This window comes from Pseudoalteromonas luteoviolacea NCIMB 1942, from assembly GCF_001625595.1.
Taxonomy (GTDB): Bacteria; Pseudomonadota; Gammaproteobacteria; order Enterobacterales; family Alteromonadaceae; genus Pseudoalteromonas; species Pseudoalteromonas luteoviolacea_A.
In genome coordinates, this window is the sequence record NZ_AUXT01000198.1 from 1 (window position 1) to 20,467 (window position 20,467).

16 protein-coding genes and 1 pseudogene are annotated in these 20,467 nt (G+C 41.4%); 13 read left to right on the forward strand and 4 right to left on the reverse strand.

The window, feature by feature from the left end; translation table 11 throughout:
- Positions 1 to 16 precede the first annotated feature (16 nt).
- Positions 17 to 340, forward strand: a pseudogene (locus N482_RS19420) (integrase core domain-containing protein); the annotation flags it as partial.
- Between the two features lie 57 nt (positions 341 to 397).
- Here N482_RS19420 and N482_RS19425 read toward each other — a convergent pair.
- Both N482_RS19425 and N482_RS19430 read right to left on the reverse strand, forming a co-directional pair.
- On the reverse strand, positions 398 to 1,840 hold the full coding sequence (locus N482_RS19425; protein ID WP_063378633.1) for a tetratricopeptide repeat-containing sulfotransferase family protein: 1,443 nt from the start codon (positions 1,838 to 1,840) through the stop codon (positions 398 to 400).
- A 91-nt stretch (positions 1,841 to 1,931) separates the two neighbouring features.
- On the reverse strand, positions 1,932 to 4,553 hold the full coding sequence (locus N482_RS19430; RefSeq protein WP_063378634.1) for a TonB-dependent receptor plug domain-containing protein: 2,622 nt from the start codon (positions 4,551 to 4,553) through the stop codon (positions 1,932 to 1,934).
- A gap of 553 nt (positions 4,554 to 5,106) precedes the next feature.
- On the opposite strand from N482_RS19430, the gene N482_RS19435 reads away from it, so the two are divergent.
- Both N482_RS19435 and N482_RS19440 read left to right on the forward strand, forming a co-directional pair.
- The gene (locus N482_RS19435; RefSeq protein ID WP_063378635.1) at positions 5,107 to 5,472 is read left to right on the forward strand and encodes a hypothetical protein; all 366 of its coding nucleotides are present in this window, start codon (positions 5,107 to 5,109) and stop codon (positions 5,470 to 5,472) included.
- A gap of 191 nt (positions 5,473 to 5,663) precedes the next feature.
- Entirely contained in the window at positions 5,664 to 7,031 is a 1,368-nt protein-coding gene (locus tag N482_RS19440) for a leucyl aminopeptidase family protein (RefSeq protein WP_063378636.1), read from the forward strand.
- Between the two features lie 48 nt (positions 7,032 to 7,079).
- Here N482_RS19440 and N482_RS19445 read toward each other — a convergent pair whose 3' ends face one another.
- Positions 7,080 to 8,552, reverse strand: a complete 1,473-nt coding sequence (locus tag N482_RS19445) for an aminoacyl-histidine dipeptidase (protein ID WP_063378637.1) — start codon at positions 8,550 to 8,552, stop codon at positions 7,080 to 7,082.
- Between the two features lie 337 nt (positions 8,553 to 8,889).
- Positions 8,890 to 9,963: a ketoacyl-ACP synthase III gene (locus tag N482_RS19450; protein WP_063378638.1), complete on the reverse strand. Its 1,074-nt coding sequence runs from the start codon at positions 9,961 to 9,963 to the stop codon at positions 8,890 to 8,892.
- 138 nt (positions 9,964 to 10,101) lie between these two features.
- On the opposite strand from N482_RS19450, the gene N482_RS19455 reads away from it, so the two are divergent.
- From N482_RS19455 to N482_RS19500, 10 genes are all read left to right on the forward strand, one after another.
- Positions 10,102 to 10,500 (forward strand): DUF4440 domain-containing protein, encoded by a 399-nt coding sequence (locus N482_RS19455; protein ID WP_063378666.1) that lies wholly within the window; start codon positions 10,102 to 10,104, stop codon positions 10,498 to 10,500.
- Between the two features lie 78 nt (positions 10,501 to 10,578).
- Complete coding sequence (locus N482_RS19460; protein ID WP_063378639.1) at positions 10,579 to 11,811, forward strand: ATP-binding protein; 1,233 nt, start codon at positions 10,579 to 10,581, stop codon at positions 11,809 to 11,811.
- Entirely contained in the window at positions 11,811 to 12,332 is a 522-nt protein-coding gene (locus N482_RS19465) for a response regulator transcription factor (RefSeq protein ID WP_063378640.1), read from the forward strand. The genes N482_RS19460 and N482_RS19465 overlap by 1 nt, the downstream gene beginning before the upstream one ends.
- A 79-nt stretch (positions 12,333 to 12,411) precedes the next feature.
- Positions 12,412 to 12,816, forward strand: coding sequence for a DUF1761 domain-containing protein (locus tag N482_RS19470; RefSeq protein ID WP_063378641.1), 405 nt, complete (start codon positions 12,412 to 12,414; stop codon positions 12,814 to 12,816).
- Positions 12,817 to 13,068, forward strand: coding sequence for a hypothetical protein (locus N482_RS25760; protein ID WP_063378642.1), 252 nt, complete (start codon positions 12,817 to 12,819; stop codon positions 13,066 to 13,068). It abuts the gene before it with no gap.
- 149 nt (positions 13,069 to 13,217) lie between these two features.
- On the forward strand, positions 13,218 to 13,478 hold the full coding sequence (locus N482_RS19480; RefSeq protein ID WP_063378643.1) for a CBU_0592 family membrane protein: 261 nt from the start codon (positions 13,218 to 13,220) through the stop codon (positions 13,476 to 13,478).
- A 140-nt stretch (positions 13,479 to 13,618) separates the two neighbouring features.
- Complete coding sequence (locus tag N482_RS19485; RefSeq protein ID WP_063378644.1) at positions 13,619 to 15,610, forward strand: TonB-dependent receptor plug domain-containing protein; 1,992 nt, start codon at positions 13,619 to 13,621, stop codon at positions 15,608 to 15,610.
- Positions 15,611 to 15,738: 128 nt separating this feature from the next.
- The gene (locus N482_RS19490) at positions 15,739 to 16,182 is read left to right on the forward strand and encodes a hypothetical protein (protein WP_155730657.1); all 444 of its coding nucleotides are present in this window, start codon (positions 15,739 to 15,741) and stop codon (positions 16,180 to 16,182) included.
- A gap of 359 nt (positions 16,183 to 16,541) precedes the next feature.
- Complete coding sequence (locus N482_RS19495) at positions 16,542 to 18,713, forward strand: M4 family metallopeptidase (protein ID WP_063378646.1); 2,172 nt, start codon at positions 16,542 to 16,544, stop codon at positions 18,711 to 18,713.
- A 63-nt stretch (positions 18,714 to 18,776) separates the two neighbouring features.
- Positions 18,777 to 20,300, forward strand: coding sequence for a M20/M25/M40 family metallo-hydrolase (locus N482_RS19500; protein WP_231100899.1), 1,524 nt, complete (start codon positions 18,777 to 18,779; stop codon positions 20,298 to 20,300).
- Positions 20,301 to 20,467: the final 167 nt, after the last annotated feature.

A 20,467-nucleotide genomic window follows, 5' to 3' on the forward strand; every position in this document is an offset into this window, starting at 1 on the left:
GTAGTTAGCTAGACGCTTACATCACAGCGACAGAGGGAGCCAATACTTGTCTATTAGATACAGTGAGCGACTTGCTGAAGCGGGGATCCAAGCATCCGTTGGAAGCGTTGGAGATTCTTATGACAACGCAATGGCTGAGACGATAAATGGTTTATTTAAAACAGAAGTAATTCGAAGAAATGGACCATGGAAAAATGTTGATGCTGTCGAATACGCAACTTTAGAGTGGGTTAATTGGTTTAATAATCAACGTTTACTGTCTTCTATTGGATATATTTCACCAGCTCAATATGAAGTGGATTTCTATGATAATTTAAGAGAGTTAGGTAAAGTAGCCTGACTTAAACAAACTGGTCTCCGATGAACTCGGGGCGATTCAAAGGTAGGCTAGAACATACTAGCCTTTCTCATTATTCAGTGTTTTCTCTATTAAACTTTCAAATGCTTGCCATCGTTTGAGCGCGCGCCCGTGCAAAGGTTGTCGCACTTGCGTTTTACTCAAAGTTTCTACTTTGCTGCGGCTTTTATGAAACTCCATACATTCCGGCTCATACTTGAGATATATGAAGTTGAGTATCTTTTGAACTGTGTGCTCTGGATCTTCTATCAGCTTCTCGTAGCTAGCAGTATAGATATTACGCTTGAGTAATGGTTTAAAGTGCTTCATAACTTGCTCTTCTATTGACGCATATTGTTGATACTCTGTTAGGGAGCACAAATAAGGTTCATTTTCTGCAAAATGATTACTATAAACAGACCAGGCGTTTGCCATGAAATCCCGAGTTAAATGGATAACTCTTGCCTGAGGGAATATCTTATAAATAAGTCCAATACTTTGAAAGTTTGAGGGAAGTTTGTTTAACACCACTTCTTCTTGGACTCGGTGTTTCTTTATCTCATCTACATATACATTACGGCAATAATCTAGCATCGAAGTGCTGAGCTCAAGCGCACATTCTGGGAAAGAGCTCTCAGTTCGCATCTCGAGATAGGGTACTATTTTTTCGCTGATCACCGTGCTTTCACCCATAGTACCAACTTGACTATGTTGTGTCAGGATCTGCTCGAGCAGTGTTGAACCAGTTCTAGGTAGCCCGACGATAAAGACAGGCGTAAATGTCGACTGTACTTTGTCAATAGGTCTGTCAAAGTAGTCCCTGCTGAACGTATTTAAAACCCGATTAAAGAATGGTTGCATATCAGCGGTTCTAAATTTACATTGGGAAAGTTGGAGATCATTCGCTTTTTCATAAAACTCGAACGCTTTTTGGTTTTCTCCAAGCGCTTGATGACCTGTAGCCATTGCATGATAAGCAATGATTTGAAACTTAGGGTGTTCGTATTTTCCTTCATACTCTTCCAGTCGTTGCATTAGAGCAGAGATCTCCGAAGGAGGTTTGAGTTGCATGAGCTCAAATATCATAAAAATTGATACACCGGACGGAGGACACTCTAGGCCTTTTTCAAATACGTGTTGCGCGTTATCAATAAAGCCATGGTCCAGATAAAACTGTCCAAGGTGGTAGTGGATTTGTGCATTGTGTTTAGCGACACTCAATGCATATTCTAAAACTGTTTTAGCATCAACTGGAGAGCCTACAGCGATGAATGCGTCGGCAAGCGCATAGAGTGGATCAAGCATTTTAGGTAGCTGCTCACATGCGCGCTTTAGGTAGTAAATTGCATTGTCGTATTGTTCTAAACGCATGCAGATCCTGCCAAGTCCAAATAGTGCTTTCCCATTTTGCGGGTTTTGTTTCAGCACTTGCTTGAACATAAACTCGGCTTCTCTAAGACGATTTTCTAAGAGTAGTTCTGTTGCGCGATCTAAAAGTAACATATGTCGTAAAGGTTTTATTTTGAATAATAAAAATAAAAAGAGGAAATAGCTATTGCTAATTCCTCTTTTGTTTCTGGGTTACAGATAAAGTTTAGAACGTATATGTTACTTTGACGTAGTAATAACCGCCATTTATACCAAATGGTGACGTCTCATAATAGATACCACCCCAGGTGTTTTTAGCTGTCTTCTCAGTATTGTTACCTTCGTAGAAATCAATAATTTCCTCTGCATCTTGGTCAAAGATGTTGTTAGCACCAACAGTTAAGCTAATTTGCTCTGTTGCGTAATAAGTTAGCTCCGCATCAAAGGTAAATGTTGGGTCTGCCATGATTGCTGTGGCATCATAGTCAACATGTACACCTTGATATTCACCAAAGTAGTTGTATCGAATAAAGCCAGAGAAGTCTTCCCATTGTTGCGTCCATGTGTATGTTGCTCTGTGTTGGGGTAAGTCATTTTCAAGACGCTTAACTTTGAAGTCACCCGTGATTGCAGAAAACTTATCAACGGTCGTTTCATTCCAGTTATAAGCCATACTAAAAGTTGCAAAGCCACCTAATAAGTCCATTGAATAGTTAGCTACTACGTCAACACCCTGCGTCGTTGTATCAAAGTCATTGGTGAAGAATGATACCTGAGCAATACTGTCAACATTGGGTACTCCATCTGCTTTCAAAGCTTCTTTTTGAGCAGGCGTTAAGTCAATTTTGTTTGACTGACTTAAGCGATCTTCAACTTGAATATTGTAATAATCGATAGTCAAGAATAAGTCGCCTGTTTGGTATACAAAACCGAGTGTATAGCTCTCAGACTCTTCTGGTTGTAACTCGGTACCACCTAAAATCTCAGAAACTGGGTTCGTCGGCGGTAAGAGCGCTGAGTCTACCAGTACACCACTACTTAGGTTGGTTTGAACGTTACTTACATTCGCTTGGCCAACGGTAGGTGCACGGAAGCCGGTACTTAAAGAGCCTCGCATTGAAAGGTCATCTGTAAGTTGATATTGACCCATGATTTTGAAGTTAGTAGTAGAACCAAATGAATCATAATCTTCAAATCTCAGTGCCCAGCCCATTAAAAAGTCGTCCGTGAAAGGTGTCTCAATATCAACATAGGCGGCATAGTTTCTACGTGTGAATTCGCCTGCGGCTGAAGGTTGGAACCCCGGGAAACCATTGGACCCGATACCAAAATTTTGCTGTGTTAACGGACCCGCAATAAATGACGCCTCGTCGCCAGCGATTACTTCAAATGTCTCTTCATGCCATTCAAGACCCGCAGCTACATTTACCTCATAGGCGAGATCAAAGTCAAAACCTTTAGACACGTCGAAATTGAAATTCTTCTCTAGCTGAATGTATTTACCAGGGCTAAACTCCATAGGTGTTTCAGGACCGAGGGACGCATTTACAGTATTGGTAATAAAGTAGCGAGATTCATTTCGACCTACTGAGCCGCTCAAGTCATAAAAGCCACCTTCCATAAAGCCTTCTGTAAATTCGCCTTTGGTACCGATGGTGAGGGAGGTGTCTGTAATGTTGCCGCCAAAGTTAGGCGTGAAACCACCTGGAAGGATTTCGTTGAATGCAAAACAGTTTCTGCCTACCTCTGTGTCTGCGGCGATTTGTTGATATGCTGCAATGGTCGCTACGTTGTAGATTTGTTCATCATTACTGTCGCGCAAGCTGACAGTAGGGCAAGAAATTCCATTGTCTATCCCATCTAAGTCACCCACGAGTAACGTCTCACCACCGTCATTTGAATATACCTGCGGGCGAGTTTGCGGGTTACGATAGTAGAATCCACCTTTTACATCACGTTCAGAGTAGTTACCAAACATGTAAAATTCAGAACTGTTACTCAGCTCTAATCCAACATTACCGAAAATTGTAATATCATCTTTTATTTCAGGGGCACCCCAAATTTGTGCAGGATCTCTTACCCCTTCTACATTTGCGCCAATAAACCTTTGTGCGTCAGGTCTTTGTACACTTCTACTTGTTGCATCTGCTTCTTTATATTGAAAGCTTAAGTTAGCAAAGCCTTGGTCCGTGAAGGGCAGTCCAATATTACCTTCGAGGGTTGTCGTATCGCCGTCACCCTCATAGTATTCGCCTTGCTTGACAGAGAAGCTACCACCTTCAGAGGCATCTTTTAATACAAAGTTTAATACACCCGCAATTGCATCTGAACCATATTGTGCAGCTGCACCATCACGCAGTACTTCAACCTGTTTTAAAGCGACACTAGGAATAACAGAAATATCTGGCCCTTGTGCACCGTCGTTGATACCACCACCTAAAAATGCGATCACAGAAGAACGGTGTCTGCGTTTACCGTTTAATAAAATTAACGTTGAATCAGCTGGCAGGCCTCTTAAGTTGGCTGGACGCACAAGGCTCGCAGCATCACTTATTGGGTTTGCATGAACATTAAGAGAGGGAACTGAGCCTTTAAGCAATTCAAGCATATCATCACCGCCAGCTTTGCTTAATTCATCACCACCAATAATATCAATTGGAACTGGTGATTCACCCACTGATCTGGGGGCGGCCCTTGAGCCGACTACGGCTATCTTTTCTATGTCTTTGTTTGCTCCATCTTCTCTGGCATCTGCTAAAGTATTAAACGACGCTAATGTAGTAATTGCGGCAGTAGTTGAAATGGCAAATTTAATTGCACTTCTAAGTTTGCATCTCTGTAGTTTCATCCTGTTTCCCCAGTTTTAACTTTTTATTGCTGATATCAGCTTAATATTATTAACATTAAAATAACAATACAAACAATTTTTGCCTATACTGTCAATCAAATAGTTAACACATTAATAAAAGTAGCAGTGAATTTTTCAAGTTCAACTTTTTGATTGATTTAATTGCTTTTTATCCGTCAACGGAAACTTTTTATAATTGAAGGTTGCAGATTATACTGATTAGTATGTTAACAATACCGGAACTGAACATGTTGCAATAACGTGTGTAATTCCAGATTTTTAACTTAATTAAGACAGTAAAATGGCGATTATTCCCAGTGAAATACAGATTTAATGTTTATATTTAATAAGTTATGAATGTTTATCTTATGGTTGAATATTGAGCTTGTTTCATTAAAAAAACGTGAAAACTTGCCATGTAAAAAGTCCCAGTTAATGCTTGTCTAACAATTTTGCTTTTTAAATATATAGAAATGCCTTGGACCAAATATCCCCACGATTTTTGAGGTAAACTTTGCTAGAATCTACTCAAAGCCCCTTATGTTGAGTATCAATGAGGTTAATAAAAGTTGCGCATAAAGCGCCAATAAGAGTTGTTCGAATAAGTAAAAATCGACAAAAACTAAAATTAAAACGCTCTTTAATCGCGTTGAAAGGTGCGCTTGAACAAGAAAAACAAGAAACTGAAGAGATGCTTGATATATATAAACGTTACACTCAAGGTCAGGCATCGAAAGATGAGTTGAAAGTGGCAAACAAACAGTTTGTGGATGTTGTAAAAGGGCTTGGCTTAGGTGTATTTGCGATTTTGCCATTTGCACCCATTACCATACCGATTATTATCAAGTTGGGCAGTAAACTGGGTGTTGACGTGTTACCAAGTTCGTTCTCTGTCCAAAAAGACTCAAAAAGTAAATAGCGTACATTTATAGCTGCTCCTTTTATTATTCTGAATTAGTACCTTGGGTACCAGGGGTATGTCAAACGGCATACTCGAAAAGCCTTTTACCCCGATTATATAAATATAGAAAAAACTTACCCTTATACCAGTGAATTGTGAGTCGCGAATTGGTATCCTTTAGTTAATACAACTTACAATAAGAGGCACGTATGAGCACTATACTCATTCACTCCAATAAAGGTACTCCGATTCATTTCACAATAGAGTCTCAACTGAATAGTTGGCTTTCTGAGCATGCGAACGCCGCACAGAACTTCGTGTTGGCTTCTCGACAAGAAGGGCAAAATGTTTTGCTGATCCCTGATTTGAACAGTGGTGAACTAGAGTGTGTTCTGTGTATTGTGGAGTCCCTTGAAGAACAATGGATTGCAGGAGAACTTGCCAAGCAATTACCAAAAGGAACGTATCAATTTACAGGCACTCAAGAGCTTATTGAAAGAGCTGCAACCAGTTATGCGTTAGGTGCTTATCAGTACAGTGCCTATAAAAAATCAGCGCCAATTCAAGCGAAATTAGCGCTATCAGACGACTCTCAGTTTAAGCGTGTAAAAGATTTAGTGACGGGTATTTACCTAGTTCGAGATCTGGTTAATACGCCTGCGGCTGACATGATGCCGCAACACCTTGCTGAAACATTTATAGAGTTGGCTGAGCAGTTTGGCGGTGAGTTTAATCAACTTATTGGCGACGAATTGCTGGAGCATAATTACCCAACCATACATATGGTAGGTAGAGCGAGTGATAATAAGCCGAGACTATTGGATCTAACTTGGGGTGATGAGAGTGCTCCAAAGCTGACTCTGGTGGGCAAAGGCGTGTGTTTCGATTCGGGCGGATTAGATCTAAAACCTGCCTCAGGCATGCGCAACATGAAAAAAGATATGGGTGGTGCAGCACACGTTCTTGGTTTAGCCCACATGATTATGGCAGCTAATTTACCAGTTCGACTTCGCGTGTTGGTGCCAGCTGTAGAAAACGCAGTATCGAAAAATGCGTTCCGCCCAGGTGATGTCATTAAAACACGTAAAGGCATCACAGTAGAAATTGATAATACTGATGCCGAGGGGCGTTTAGTGTTATGTGATGCTTTGGCGGAAGCGCAGAGTGAAGCGCCTGAACTTTTAATTGATTTCGCTACATTAACAGGTGCATGTCGCATCGCTTTGGGAACTGAGTTACCTGGGTTTTACAGCACAGATCAGGCGATTGCAAACGAAATCATTGAACAAGGATTAGCACATCAGGATCCAGTATGGCAATTACCTTTATTTGACCAATACAAAGGTCTATTTAAAAGCGACATTGCAGATATCTCGAATTGTGGTTCGACACCGTTTGGTGGATCAATTACAGCCGCACTTTACCTTAAAGAGTTTGTAGAACCTCAAACTACGCCTTGGCTGCATTTTGATGTTATGGCTTGGAATGTCCGTCACTTGCCTGGCAGACCAGTTGGAGGTGAAGGGTTAGGGCTAAGAGCAACGCTTGCCTATTTACAAAAGCGTTTCGGAAATTAATGTTTTATAAAAAACGGCTCCAAGAGAGCCGTTTTTTGCTTTAATGGACTAACCTTTTACTGGAATGTTAGTTAGTAAAGCTTTCATTTGTTGCCAATACAAACCGACTGAACCTATGTGAACCTTCTCATCAGGAGAATGAGGGAATTTAATTGTAGGCCCAAAAGATATCATGTCCATGTCTGGGTAGGGTTCTTTGAATAATCCACATTCTAAACCAGCATGGATAACCATAATATCTGGCTTGTTGCCATAAATACCTTCATACATATCGCGGAAAATGTGCACAAGCTCTGAATCAGGCTCTGGTTTCCAGCCTGGGTATGCCCCAGAAAACTCAATCTCTACTCCAGCTAATTCAGCTAAAGATGAAAGTGTGCCTTCAACATCTTTTCGACCAGAGTCAATTAGTGACCTGATCAAGCATAAAATTTCAATTGAATCCTCTGCTGAAGTGATCACCCCCAAATTTAGAGAGGTTTCCACAACGCCTTTGATGTCATCACTCATTCTTACCACGCCATTAGGGCATGCATTTAGAATTGACAATAGTTTTGCTGTGCTGTCACTTGAAAGTGGAGAAAGTGTATGATCAACTTGTTGCGTATTAAAACTCAAGCCTGTTTCAATTGCTTGAAGTTCCTGCTTCATCAACATCTCAACATTTTTAATGTGTGCATTGATGGTGTTCACGTCCGAGTCTTTAACTGCAATAGTTGCGTAAGCTTCACGTGGAATCGCATTTCTCAGTGAACCACCTTTGAACTCAACAATTTGAAACTCTACGTCGTTAAAGTGATGCTTAAGTGTGCGGGCAAGTAGCTTGTTGGCATTTGCTCTACCTGTGTGAATATCAACACCAGAGTGTCCGCCTTTGAGTCCTTTAAGTGCGATTTCGATATACACTTGCTCGTCTTGCTTCGGTTCTCTTTCAATATTGAGGGTCAAGCTAGCGTCAATACCACCAGCACAACCCATGTAGATCTCACCTTCTTGCTCTGAGTCGGTATTTAGCAGAATTTCCCCTTCAAGCCAGCCAGCTTCCAAACCAAAAGCGCCTGTCATTCCTGCTTCTTCATCAACCGTGAGGATTACTTCTAATGGACCATGAACGATATCATCAGCGGCAAGCACTGCCAAACAAGAAGCCATACCGATCCCATTGTCTGCACCTAAAGTTGTGCCGTCTGCTGTTACCCAGTCACCATCTACAAAAGGTCTAATTGGATCAGTCACGAAGTCGTGATCCGTGTCATCATTTTTTTGCGGAACCATATCGATGTGAGCTTGGAGTACAACGGGTTTTCTGTTTTCCATGCCAGCTGTTGCTGGTTTCTTAATAAAAACATTGCCCGTTTTGTCTCTACGAACAGGCAGATTTTGAGAGCCTGCCCAATCAACAATAAATTGAGCAAGCGCCTCTTCATACTTTGAAGGGTGAGGGATTGAACATATTTGATCGAAAAACTGCCAAACGATTTGTGGCTCTAAATTGCTTATTTCTGAGTGTGGTTTAAACACCTTATTCCCCTAATACGATTCTAGTTTGTTGTCATCAAGTTGGACACGCACCTATGTTTCAAGGCGATGTTTCGCCAAACTCTATTGCTGGCCTTTACTGCTTATCATTGCTAGTAATGTTGTCATAGCGTGTTGAATTCGAATGACATGAATTACGACGGAGCACCTCACCCCTGTATGACGATTTCGTCTGAGTAAAATACACTGAGTGAGTGTAGCAAAGGCTTTAGTGCTTCTTGGCACAGAGTAGGTATCATTAATTTGTATCTAACGCCGAGAATTCTAGCAGCTATTAAGGGGGATAGCGAGCAGCCGTGCTGCCCACCAAAATTAGGAGTTAATCAGTTGATTTACAGGCAAGTACAGCATCATGTACTAGTTCTAAGCCCGACTTTTCGCAAGGAGGAAAACGATAGTCGCACGTATTGATGGGCGTTGTGCGCTCACCCCATCGAATATAACTTGCAGCCCATGTCAGTCCTGCCCCAAATGCGGCTGACATTATATTAGCATGTGGTTTGACTAAGCCTTGTTCGACAGCTTCGCAAAGTGCGATGGCGATGGTTGCGGCTGATGTATTGCCATACTGATCTATATTGACCATTACTTTGTCGTCACAAATTACCAATTTTTTCTGAATTGCTTGTATGATTCTTAAGTTAGCCTGATGCGGGATCAAGACATCGATATCATCCAAGTGTAAGTTCGCTTTTTGCATTACATCGTCACAAGCGATACTCATTCCAGTAACAGCGCGTTTGAATATCTCTCTTCCTTCAAACAGCAAATCTGATGGTCCAATCGACTTGTATTTATCCATGTCCGAGCCGTAATTTGTGATATGCAGGATGTCTCTATCCTCGGTATCACAGCCCGTTTTTGTTCCTATCAAGCCACTTGGTTCAGAGCTTGCCTCTAAAACAACAGCGCCAGCCCCGTCTCCAAAGAGCACTGCACTGTCACGTTTGGCCCAGTTTACATACCAAGTCATACGTTCAGCGGCAACAACAACGGCGCGTTTAATCATACCTGCTTGAATCTGAGCTGTGGCATTTTGTAACGCATATAAAAACCCTGAACATGCAGCATTAGTGTCGCATGCAGCTGCACCTGTTGCACCAATATTTTTTTGCACTAATGAGGCGGTGTTTGCCACCATTGTAGAAGGGGTACAGGTAGCTAACAAAACAAGGTCAATGTCTTTGCCTTCTAATCCAGCACACGCAAGCGCTTGTTTACTAGCTATGGTTGCCAATTCGGCAGTACTGACGTGGCTTACTCTACGAGCTCGTATACCAGTTCGAGTTGCGATCCACTCATCATTGGTATCAACAATAGTACTAATTTCATCATTGCTGATAGTGGCAGGTGGTACGGCTTTACCCCAGCCTGTTATTTTCGCGTAAATCATATTGTCTCTTTATCAAATCCGACCACTTGGATAATTTTACAGTTATAACAAACTATTGATATCTACACAAAGATAACCTTGTTGATTTGCTACATTTGTCTAAAATTAAATCTGAAACTGGCTAAAATTCAGCACTTTATGACTCAGAAAATCACACAAGAATTACTCGATGAACTGATCTCACTCGAACGCCAACTGCTTGAGCCGAGCGTCCGTGAATCTAAAGAGCGCTTGTCCATTCTGTTAGACGATGATTTTTACGAAATATCCGCAAATGGTTTGCTGTTCAATAAGCACCATGTCTTATCTCGTTTACCGAGTGAAAAAGTGCCGCAGTTTTATAATCAAGACTTCAGAGGACAAATGCTGGCCGATAACATCGCGCAACTGACTTATCACGCAGCTTATCGTAGAAATGCTTATAGCAATTTACAGTTTTCACTGAGGATGTCTATTTGGCGCAAGAACGCCAGTGGTTGGCAATTACTTTTCCATCAAGGTACGCCAAGCCCTGAATTTATGTTGAATTACGATTAACAACCACCTTTTGAAGGTGCTGGGCTTTGCGCAAGCATTGAGGTAAAGTACGCCATCATTTGATTTGGACCATTTAAAATGGTTATTGCATTTTCTCCTCAGTCGGCATTAGGGCAATTGCTATTGTTGCGTTCGATTGCGATTGTATTGCAACTATTGTTGGTACTCATTTCCATTTTACTTCTGGATAAAAATATTCCGCATAAGCCTGTATTTACAATCATTGCTTTAGAGTCAGCTTTTCAGCTTTTGAGCATATTTGTATATCGAAGGTCAAGAGAAATATCCGAAAAAGCAATGACATTACAGCTCGTTGCCGATATTTTGTTTTTGTCCGTTTTACTTTCCTTTCTCGGAGGTGCTAGTAACGCTTTCGTCTCTTTACTCTTGCTACCATGTATTATTGCCGCAGTCACTGTATCTATTGGGTATGTGCTATTCGTTTCCATCAGTGCACTAACTGCTTATGGCTATTTGTACATTGCGGTGACCATGCCTATGCATCACCACGGTATGCATATGGGCGAGCACCTATTGGGCATGTTTGTTAATTTTGTCTTTATGGTCGTGGTCACTGTGGGGGTTGTGGCACTACTCGTCAAGCGTATTCGTGAGCGCGAAGCACTGTTGGCTAAAACACGCGAAAAGCAACTTCAGCAAGAACAGCTATTGGCGCTGGGGAGTGCCGCTGCGCAGGTTACGCACCAACTGGCAACGCCCATTGCGCACTTAAGCTTGCTGTTGGAAGAGCTTCACGAAGACTTTCCGGACCACCCCGCAGTGAGAGAGATGACTAATCCGATATCTCAGTGCCGTACGCAATTAGAAGGGTTTCGTGACCAAACAGAATTGCTCAAACTAAAGGGGCATAAAAAGGCTCTTTCTTCGGCCTTTGTGCTAGAGCAACTGGAAGAATTAATGGTGCTTCAGTACCCCAAACAAGTTATTGAGATAGTTGAGAAGACACCTTCGGTAAACATCCAAGGAGATCCCATGCTTATTCCCTCTTTATTGAATTTGGTCGTTAATGCAGCAAAGGCGAATGAGCGAGCTAAAAAAACGATCATTGCCATAAATGCATATGTAATAGAGGGAGACTGGTACCTAACTATTAAGGATCAAGGCAACGGAATAGCGCAACAAAAGTTAGATACGATAGGAAAGTCGGTAGTAGAAAGCGATAGTGGTTTTGGCATGGCACTATTGCTAACTCACGCGACATTAGAGCGCGTTAAAGGCGAGCTAAAACTGGAGAATACGCCAGAAGGTGGTGTATTATCCACAGCCAAATTACCTATTACGGGCACATAATGAAGTTATTGATCATTGAAGATGATATTGCATTTTCTAATACCTTAGCGAGAAGAATGTCAAAAATGGGCTTCGAATGTGTATGCGTTAATGCGGAGTCCGAAATAATCGATAAGTGTAAGGTCTTTTTGCCTCAATACGTATTACTTGATATGAAATTAGAGCACTCATCTGGGTTGAATTATATTGCAGTGATCAGAGAGACTTTACCGACATGCAAACTTGTCTTACTGACAGGTTTTGCAAGCATCGCCACCGCAGTTGAAGCGATTAAGCTAGGGGCTGATGATTACTTGACTAAGCCAGCTGATACTAAACTCATTGCTAAAAAACTGTTAGGTGAAGAAGTTGAGGTTGAAAATAGCTTTGAATCTACGATGTCTCCAGAAAGGTTGGAATGGGAGCATATTCAACAAACTCTTCAGGCAAATGGCGGTAATGTTTCTGAAACTGCAAGACAATTGAATATGCATAGAAGAACATTGCAACGCAAGTTACAAAAACGGCCTGTTTCAAAATAAGGGCAAGGTGCCCGCATACATTGCTCATTTCTCAGTTATTAACTAAATTGAAATTAACGAGATAATGGGGCAAGTATCAATGTATGTATTTGAAGTGAACATATTTGCCGTATTGCTAAGCGCGATAGGTTCTTTTGTGTTGGGTGGCATGTGGTATTCGCCCCTTATGTTTCAACAAGCATGGTTAGAAGGAGCAGGGCTTACAGAGCTTGACTTAAAAAATGCAAATCATAAATTGATTTTTCTAGGAGCATTTGCATTTTGTTTGCTTGCTTCTATTGGGGTTGCAATCACAGTAGGAAGTTCTCCCTCCGTACTAGACACAATGCTGTATGGCATGGGAATTGGCATTGTATTTGTTGGCACATCTTTTGGTGTCAGCTATCTATTTGAGCAACGGCCTCTAAAGTTGTTTCTGGTCAATGCGGGCTACCACACGTTACAATTTACATTAATCGGTTTCGTAATTGGGAGTCTTAACTAAGTGGCAAAACCTAATAAAAAAGGGCCGACAAGGACTGTTGATATCTATTGTGCAAAATGCAAGACACAATTATTTAAGTATAGGAAAGGCGGAAAAGGTAATCTGATCAAATGCTTTGTTGAGCGAATCGCGGTTGACCACACCCATAATCAAACTCATTGTCCTAACTGTGAACAAGAGTTTTCTAGGAAAACACTTATAAGAGGGGCACCAGCTCTTAAAATTGTGGGTAAAAAAGTCACTTTCAAGTGAACCCAAAGCGGACATTTATCCTGTAGCTCAAAAACGAAAACGGAGATACTTTCAAAGTTTGTGCTGTTTCAACGATTGAAAGTCACCCTTCCCACGGATTAGGGCCAGCGTGTTTGGGTGAGTATCCACAAAAATCTATGGACAAAAACATGATTGACATCTTATTTGACGTTATTGGTATGGCCGGCACTTTTCTTGTTGTTGGTGCGTTTTTCTTGCTTCAGCTTGATAAAGTTACGCCAGACGGCCTCAAATATAACCTCATGAATCTATCTGGAGCAATATTGTTGCTCATAAGCCTATGTTACAACTTTAACCTTGCAAGTTTCGTCATTGAGTTATTCTGGATAGCAGCTTCATTTATCGGCCTGTACAAATATTTCAAAGCTAGGAAATTGCAAACGGCGTAAAAACATAAGCAAAAACTTGCACAGTTGCATATCATGCGTATTATTAAGCTGTATGGACGGTAACTGTGTGAGCCAACTTTAAATGAAGATTTTTTTCTTTTAAACATGAGCTTGCTATGGTGTAAGTAGTCAGGCTCAATATGAAAAAAACAGTCCCTCTAATTCTCGCCACTTTTATAAGCGTTAACTGCGCAGCATCTCAAGAAGATATATTTGAGCTTAGTTTTGAGGAGTTGCTTGACGTTAATATTACGCTCGCAACGAAGACAGAAGAAACCTCTACGTCTGTACCGTCCAGTATTACTGTATTTAATCAACAGCACATCCAGTTATTAGGCGTTGCAAATGTATACGAGTTAATGAATTTTGTACCAGGTATGCAATCAACTCGTGGCGATTGGGTAGGAGCTGTCCCTAAGGAACATGCACGTGGAATTTATTTAGATAGCGGTAACGTGTTGGTCATGCTAAATGGCCAAAGGTTAAACGAGTCTTCATTCGGAAAAGCGTCCGTTTACACACCATTTATTCCAGTTGAAGTAGTAGAAAGGGTAGAGTTTATAAGAGGGCCCGGTTCTGCATTATATGGTAGTAATGCATTTTTGGGTGTCATGAATATTGTTACTCGCAAAAATGACAACATTATTATGGCTGCGGTAGGTGATAGGGGGATGTACCAAGGTGCGGCGAGTATGCACCAAGAGTATGAAAGTGGATTAGAGTTCAGCGCTAATGCTTCATTGTATCGTGATGATGGAGATAAGTATTTTGAAGCAGGGGTAAAGGATCCTGTCGACGGCCGATTTATTGAGATAGAACTGAAATGGAAAAATTGGCGATTTGCTGTTCACAATACGGAAACCCGATTGGACGAGTTTATAAATTTGTCTGGGGAGTCAAAAGAGAACGAATATACGAGCCGCAACCTCGGCATGCAGCTAGAGTTCGAAAACGAAATTAGTGACTCTTTAGGTAACAAAACGAAATTAGAATTTATCAAACATTACATAAAAAGTAGCGGACAAATAGCAACAGCTGATCAATTGGGGCTGGAGCATGGTTTGTTTGTTGGGCCTAGGTGGCAATCAAGAGATTTAACGCTCAATAGTGAATTTATTTATGACCACAATGAGTCTCTAAACATTATTTTGGGTGGTGAATATTCGTGGGAAGAGCAATCGCGCGCAGATGCATACACCAATTACTATGACCCTGTACGTCAAGAGGTTATTCCTGCCGAAGAGTTTTACCTTGGTGGGCTGGAGGTTATAAATAACTACGCACCATTCACCTCCTTAAAGCAAGATTTTGATTCTTATGCCGCATATCTACAAGCTAAGTATATTTTCAACGAGAAGTTTACAGTCTTTGCGGGGGCAAGATTTGACGATGTTCTAGACATCGACAAAAAGCTCTCTCCGAGGTTGGCAGTAATTTATCAATTTAATCCGGCACACACATTTAAATTGCAATATGGTGAGTCATTTAGGGTGCCGGTTAGTAATGAGTTGAATTCAAATGATGAAGTGACTCAAGGCAACCCGAACCTCAAAGCAGAGTATGTAAAAACAACGGAGCTAGTGTGGCATATTCAAGATAAAAATTGGCAAGTAGATTTAGTTGTGTTCGACAACGAGCTAGAAGATTTTATCAATTTGATCCCGGTGGATGAAGCCCAAACGCGATTTACGTTTGACAATGTTTTTGAAACAAGTATGCAAGGAATAGAGTTCAGTGGTACTTTGCATATTTCAGACAATGCTTGGTTAAGTAGCACATTTACGCAATATATTGATTTACCATTTAACCCGAGCTACAAAAAATTCGGCTCTTTGGTTTTTAATTTCAAGTCTGGCCAGTTTCAGTATTCGGTTAACGGGCTATGGCGAGATGGCATCACCGTTATTCCATTGGAATTGCCGGACGATCCCGATTTTTCACCTTATAGACAGGCTAGTCACTGGTTGTTTGGGGCGACTGTTAGCTGGCAATTAGATGACAAGCAAGGCGTGGCATTGCAAATACAGAACGTGTTTGACAAGGAGACAGATGCATTTGATCCTAGACGATATGATGGCCGGGTTCCACAAAGAGGGCGGCAGATCAGAATGCGTTATACATATAAGTTTTAGCTTGTTTAAATTACTAATATAAATAAAAATATGGCTAATTTTATTAAATTAATTAAAAGCATATGAAATTACTTATTTCGAAATCAATATGGCTGTGCTTATGTGCGCTGATTGTATCAGGGTGTAGTGTGTCGCTTAAACCCTTACAGATGGACCCTGAGTTTCCAGAGGTATCTTATGTTGGGCGAGGTGCGGCTGCTGGTCCAATGTTAATGGGAGCGATGGGGCCTATGGGCATTGCTGTCGGCATTGCAATTGATGAAGGGATTGGTAAGGATATAAAGAGTGCTTTGAGTGGCTCTTTGGTACAAAACCAAGCGACAGTAGTAGAAAGTATTGCTGCGAATTATCCAGATGCTACCCGGTTTGCATTGCGTAAGGTAGAGTTTAAAGTTGACTCAAATAATGATGACCTAGCCTATGCAACCACAACCTTAACTTTGTACCCTAGCAGCACTACAAAATGTTTTAAGAGTGAGTCCTCCCCCCTAGATGAACTAAAGGCTTCCGATATAGGGTGGAAAATAATAAATAACTCTTTTGCTAAAGAAGTTGCATGTAAGGCTTTGTAGCCTTGGTTCGATCTACTTTTTACTAAGAGCGTTCATATAAAGGGCGCTCTTAAATTCCCTTCAGCAAATCCTATACATTGTGTTAATTAAGTGAATCCACACTATTACCATTTGAGTGTTAATATTATTTATGTATCACAATATTTACATTTTTGAATGAGGATATTGTCTTTTATTGATAGAAAAAAGCTAAGCTAATGAAGTCTTTACTTAAATATATGTGCAATTGTAAATGCAACAAATGTTAAAATTAGGTGTATTTATTGTTTTGGTTGTCTAGTCTCAATGAGGCGTGCGTATTGAGCATGCTATCTCGGCTTTTGTTTGAGATAAAAAACACACAATCAAGGAGCATAAAAGTGAAACTATCTACGATAACAACAGTGACGTTATCTGCATTGGCTGTAATGTCAGGGAGCGCTATTGCGGCGCAAAAACAATACTTAAACAATGAAGCAAACTTGAGCATGATGCTTCAAGGGGTTGCACCTGCAGTTCTTTCAGCGCCTGCTTCACAGATGATTGGCCTTAGCAATCAAAGCGAACTAAAAGTTTTGAAGTCTTTCAAACATAAAAATGGCTCAATTACACACCGCTATCAACAAATGTATCAAGGGTTACCTGTGATAGGTGACACGATAAGCTTGACATTTAATGAACAGGGGTCCCTCAAGCATGCCCATGGGGCTGCCGTGTACGGCATCGAGTCGGACATTGCTTCTGTTACACCAAGCCTAAAGTTAGAAAATGCTGTAAAAGCTGCGCAGTCTCAAATGCTTTCTACTGCTGAACATGTTCAAAAACACAACGAAGAAAGTCGACTAGGTGTTTGGCTAGATGAGTCAGGAACTGCTCGTTTGGTATATGAGATGACGTATGTAACTTATGGTCATGAACCCGCTCGTCCTTATAAGATTGTGGATGCGAACTCAGGAGAAGTGCTTGTAAATTATAATAATATTCAGCATGCAAACGCGACAGGCTCAGGTGGAAATGAAAAGACGGGGCGGTATGACTACGGCACGGACTATGGTCATTTAGATGTCAGCCAGTCTGGCAATATTTGTACAATGAACAACTCAAATGTAAAGACCATTAACCTTAATCATGGTTCAAGTGGGTCTTCAGCCCATAGCTTTACATGCCCTGAAAATACCGTAAAAACGATTAATGGTGCCTATTCACCGCTCAATGATGCACATTATTTTGGTAATGTTGTGTTCAATATGTACAACGACTGGTTAGGTACTGCACCACTGAGCTTTCAATTACAAATGCGTGTGCATTACAGCAACAATTATGAAAACGCATTTTGGGATGGCCGCTCTATGACATTTGGTGATGGTAAAGATAGATTTTACCCTCTTGTGAGCCTTGATGTGTCTGCACACGAAGTGAGCCACGGATTTACTGAGCAAAACTCTGGCCTAGTATATAGATATAAATCAGGTGGTTTGAACGAAGCGTTTTCTGATATGGCTGGTGAAGCAGCTGAGTTTTACATGAAGGGGACCAATGACTGGTTAGTTGGCCAAGATATCTTTAAAGGAAGCGGTGCACTCAGATACATGAACGACCCGACTAAGGATGGACGTTCAATTGATCATCAGTCTAATTACACTTCCAGTATGGATGTTCACCACTCATCTGGTGTGTTCAATAAAGCATTTTATAATCTCGCGACAACTACTGGATGGGATACCAAAAAAGCCTTTATTGTTATGGCTAAGGCCAATCAGATGTATTGGACAGCGAGCACAGACTGGGACTTAGCTGGCAATGGTGTAATGGATGCAGCATGCGATTTAGGCTATAACCCTGATGACGTAAAGGCTGCACTTGCGCTAGTTGGAGTTAACTCACAGCTGAGCTCAGGCAGCAGTTGCGGTACGCCTCCAACTGATGAAGAGTTGACAAATGGTGTGACGCGTACTGGTATTAGCGGTGCTTCTAAAGCACAGCAGTTTTTTGTGCTAAATGTTCCAGCAGATGCCACCAGCTTAAAGTTTGAAACGTCAGGCGGCTCAGGTGATGCAGATCTTTATGTTAAATTTGGTAGCCGACCATCTTTACAGACATATGACTGTAAAAGCACCACTTCAACCAGTACTGAAACTTGCTCGATCACTAATATTCAAGCGGGTGCATATTACGTGATGGTTGAAGCTTGGAATCAAATATCGGGTGCATCCTTGACGGGCACTTATTCTTCAGGGGGAAATGGCAATCAACCTATTGATAGAACAGAAAGCAATATTTCGGTTAGTTCTGGCCAATGGGCGAGGTATACACAGCAGCTCGGAGCAGGTTATTCTAGCTTAGAAGTGACTATTTCTGGTGGCTCGGGAGACGCGGATCTGTATGTTAATTTTGGGTCAGCTTCTTCAACATCGACTTACCAATGTAGACCGTACAAAAATGGCAACAGTGAGTCATGTTCGTTTACTAACCCTCAAAGTGGTACTTGGCATATAGACCTTCGAGGCTATAGCAGCGCCTCAGGGGTAACCTTAAATATTAAAGCTAATTAATCACTTTTCTCTTTGAGACGGTGTTCTACCGTCTCAATTATACTTTTGTATAAAGGAACAATTATGTGTACCAAAGCCTTATTAACTATGGCAGCGTGCATTGCCTTGCCTGCTATAGCAAACACACACACCGCATCCAAATGGATTACAATAGAGTCCCAAGCAAGTCATCATTACCAGCTAGAAAATGCAGTAAAAGGTACTCTCTACCATAGCGCGATATCAAACTCTCGAGACGTGGATGTTTTGTTGCTTGATGAACAGGAGCACTTTCAGCTCAGTCACTTTATGCACGACCATTACCATAGATGCGGTGGGTTTGTTGCTCATGATAGTGAGCTTGAAGCGCAGCAATATTTGTCTCAACTTGCCCAAGCGCACCTAGCGCAACCTAGCCAAACCTATACCATAGATAATGGACAGGCCGTTCAAGATCTGATTTCACGAGTCTCGACAACGGGACTTGATAGTACAGTTAACTCTTTAATGGCATTTTATAATCGCTACTATACACAGCAGTCGGGTGTTGACGCATCAAACTGGGTAAAAGAGCATTGGGTAGATATTGCAAAAAATAGAGTCGATATCACGGTTGAGCAATATGGCCACGACTGGGCCCAGCCATCAGTAATTGCGACAATTCCAGGCGGTGAAAAAGCGAATGAAATCGTGATTATTGGCGGCCACTTAGATTCTATTAATAGCGCTAACTCGAGTAATGGCCGTGCCCCAGGGGCAGATGACAATGCATCGGGTATCGCTGTACTGAGCGAAGTTTTAAAAGCGATTTCTGATTCAGCGTTTAAGCCAAAAAGAACCATACAAATAATGGGGTATGCAGCGGAGGAGGTCGGCCTTAGAGGTTCTAAAGCCATCGCCGCTGACTACAAAGCTCAGGGAAAAAATGTGGTTGGGATGGCGCAATTTGACATGTCGGGTAATAAAGGGGGGAGTTATGATATTGTATTTATAACTGACTACACCAATAGTGCTCAAAATACATTTATGAGCCAATTGCTTGATACGTATCTGCCAACATTAAATTATGGTTTTGATCGTTGTGGTTATGGGTGTTCTGATCATGCCTCTTGGTATCAGCAAGGTTTTGCGGCTTCTTTTCCTTTTGAATCGAGAATGAGAGAAGCTAACCGCAATATTCACACTTCTAATGACACTGGGTTTGATGCCAGTCACTCAGTTAATTTCGCTAAGTTAGCCGCCGCATATGTTGCCGAACTAGCTAAAACTGAGGGTAGTACACCTCCGCCTCCGCCAACTGATCCTACACCCATACAAGAGGTTATTAGTGGCATTAATGTAGGTTCTGGTCAGTGGAAGCGTTACAACTTGGTACTTAATTCGGGTTACCAAGAGCTTAAGGTTTCAATCTCTGGTGGTACGGGAGATGCCGATTTATATGTGAATTTTGGTTCCGAGTCTTCGACATCTAGTTACCGATGCAGACCCTATTTGTACGGGAATAATGAAAGTTGTACTTTCACACTTCCTGAAGTGGGTACGTGGTACTTTGATGTCAGAGGCTACTCGACGTCTGCAGGCGTGTCTTTAACTTACAGCGCAAAGTAGTTAGATAAACACAGAAGCTGGTGGATTTCTCTAATGCATTGAAGTAAAAGGAGAAATTAATCAGCTACAAACATCTGAGTGTGACGAAAGATGCCTCATAAATAGCGTGAACTATCGCTTTTTCGAGTCTGGTCTGTCTTGTGGTCGCGCTTGATGTCATTCATACT

Bases quoted from the DNA above. Each gene is read 5' to 3' on its own strand.
- N482_RS19430 (WP_063378634.1), bottom strand. From the start codon at position 4,553: ATGAAACTACAGAGATGCAAACTTAGAAGTGCAATTAAATTTGCCATT.
- N482_RS19480 (WP_063378643.1), top strand. From the start codon at position 13,218: ATGATTGACATCTTATTTGACGTTATTGGTATGGCCGGCACTTTTCTT.
- N482_RS19500 (WP_231100899.1), top strand. From the start codon at position 18,777: ATGTGTACCAAAGCCTTATTAACTATGGCAGCGTGCATTGCCTTGCCT.
- N482_RS19485 (WP_063378644.1), top strand. From the start codon at position 13,619: ATGAAAAAAACAGTCCCTCTAATTCTCGCCACTTTTATAAGCGTTAAC.
- N482_RS19465 (WP_063378640.1), top strand. From the start codon at position 11,811: ATGAAGTTATTGATCATTGAAGATGATATTGCATTTTCTAATACCTTA.
- N482_RS19450 (WP_063378638.1), bottom strand. From the start codon at position 9,963: ATGATTTACGCGAAAATAACAGGCTGGGGTAAAGCCGTACCACCTGCC.
- N482_RS19460 (WP_063378639.1), top strand. From the start codon at position 10,579: ATGGTTATTGCATTTTCTCCTCAGTCGGCATTAGGGCAATTGCTATTG.
- N482_RS19440 (WP_063378636.1), top strand. From the start codon at position 5,664: ATGAGCACTATACTCATTCACTCCAATAAAGGTACTCCGATTCATTTC.
- N482_RS19435 (WP_063378635.1), top strand. From the start codon at position 5,107: ATGAGGTTAATAAAAGTTGCGCATAAAGCGCCAATAAGAGTTGTTCGA.
- N482_RS19455 (WP_063378666.1), top strand. From the start codon at position 10,102: ATGACTCAGAAAATCACACAAGAATTACTCGATGAACTGATCTCACTC.
- N482_RS19425 (WP_063378633.1), bottom strand. From the start codon at position 1,840: ATGTTACTTTTAGATCGCGCAACAGAACTACTCTTAGAAAATCGTCTT.
- N482_RS19470 (WP_063378641.1), top strand. From the start codon at position 12,412: ATGTATGTATTTGAAGTGAACATATTTGCCGTATTGCTAAGCGCGATA.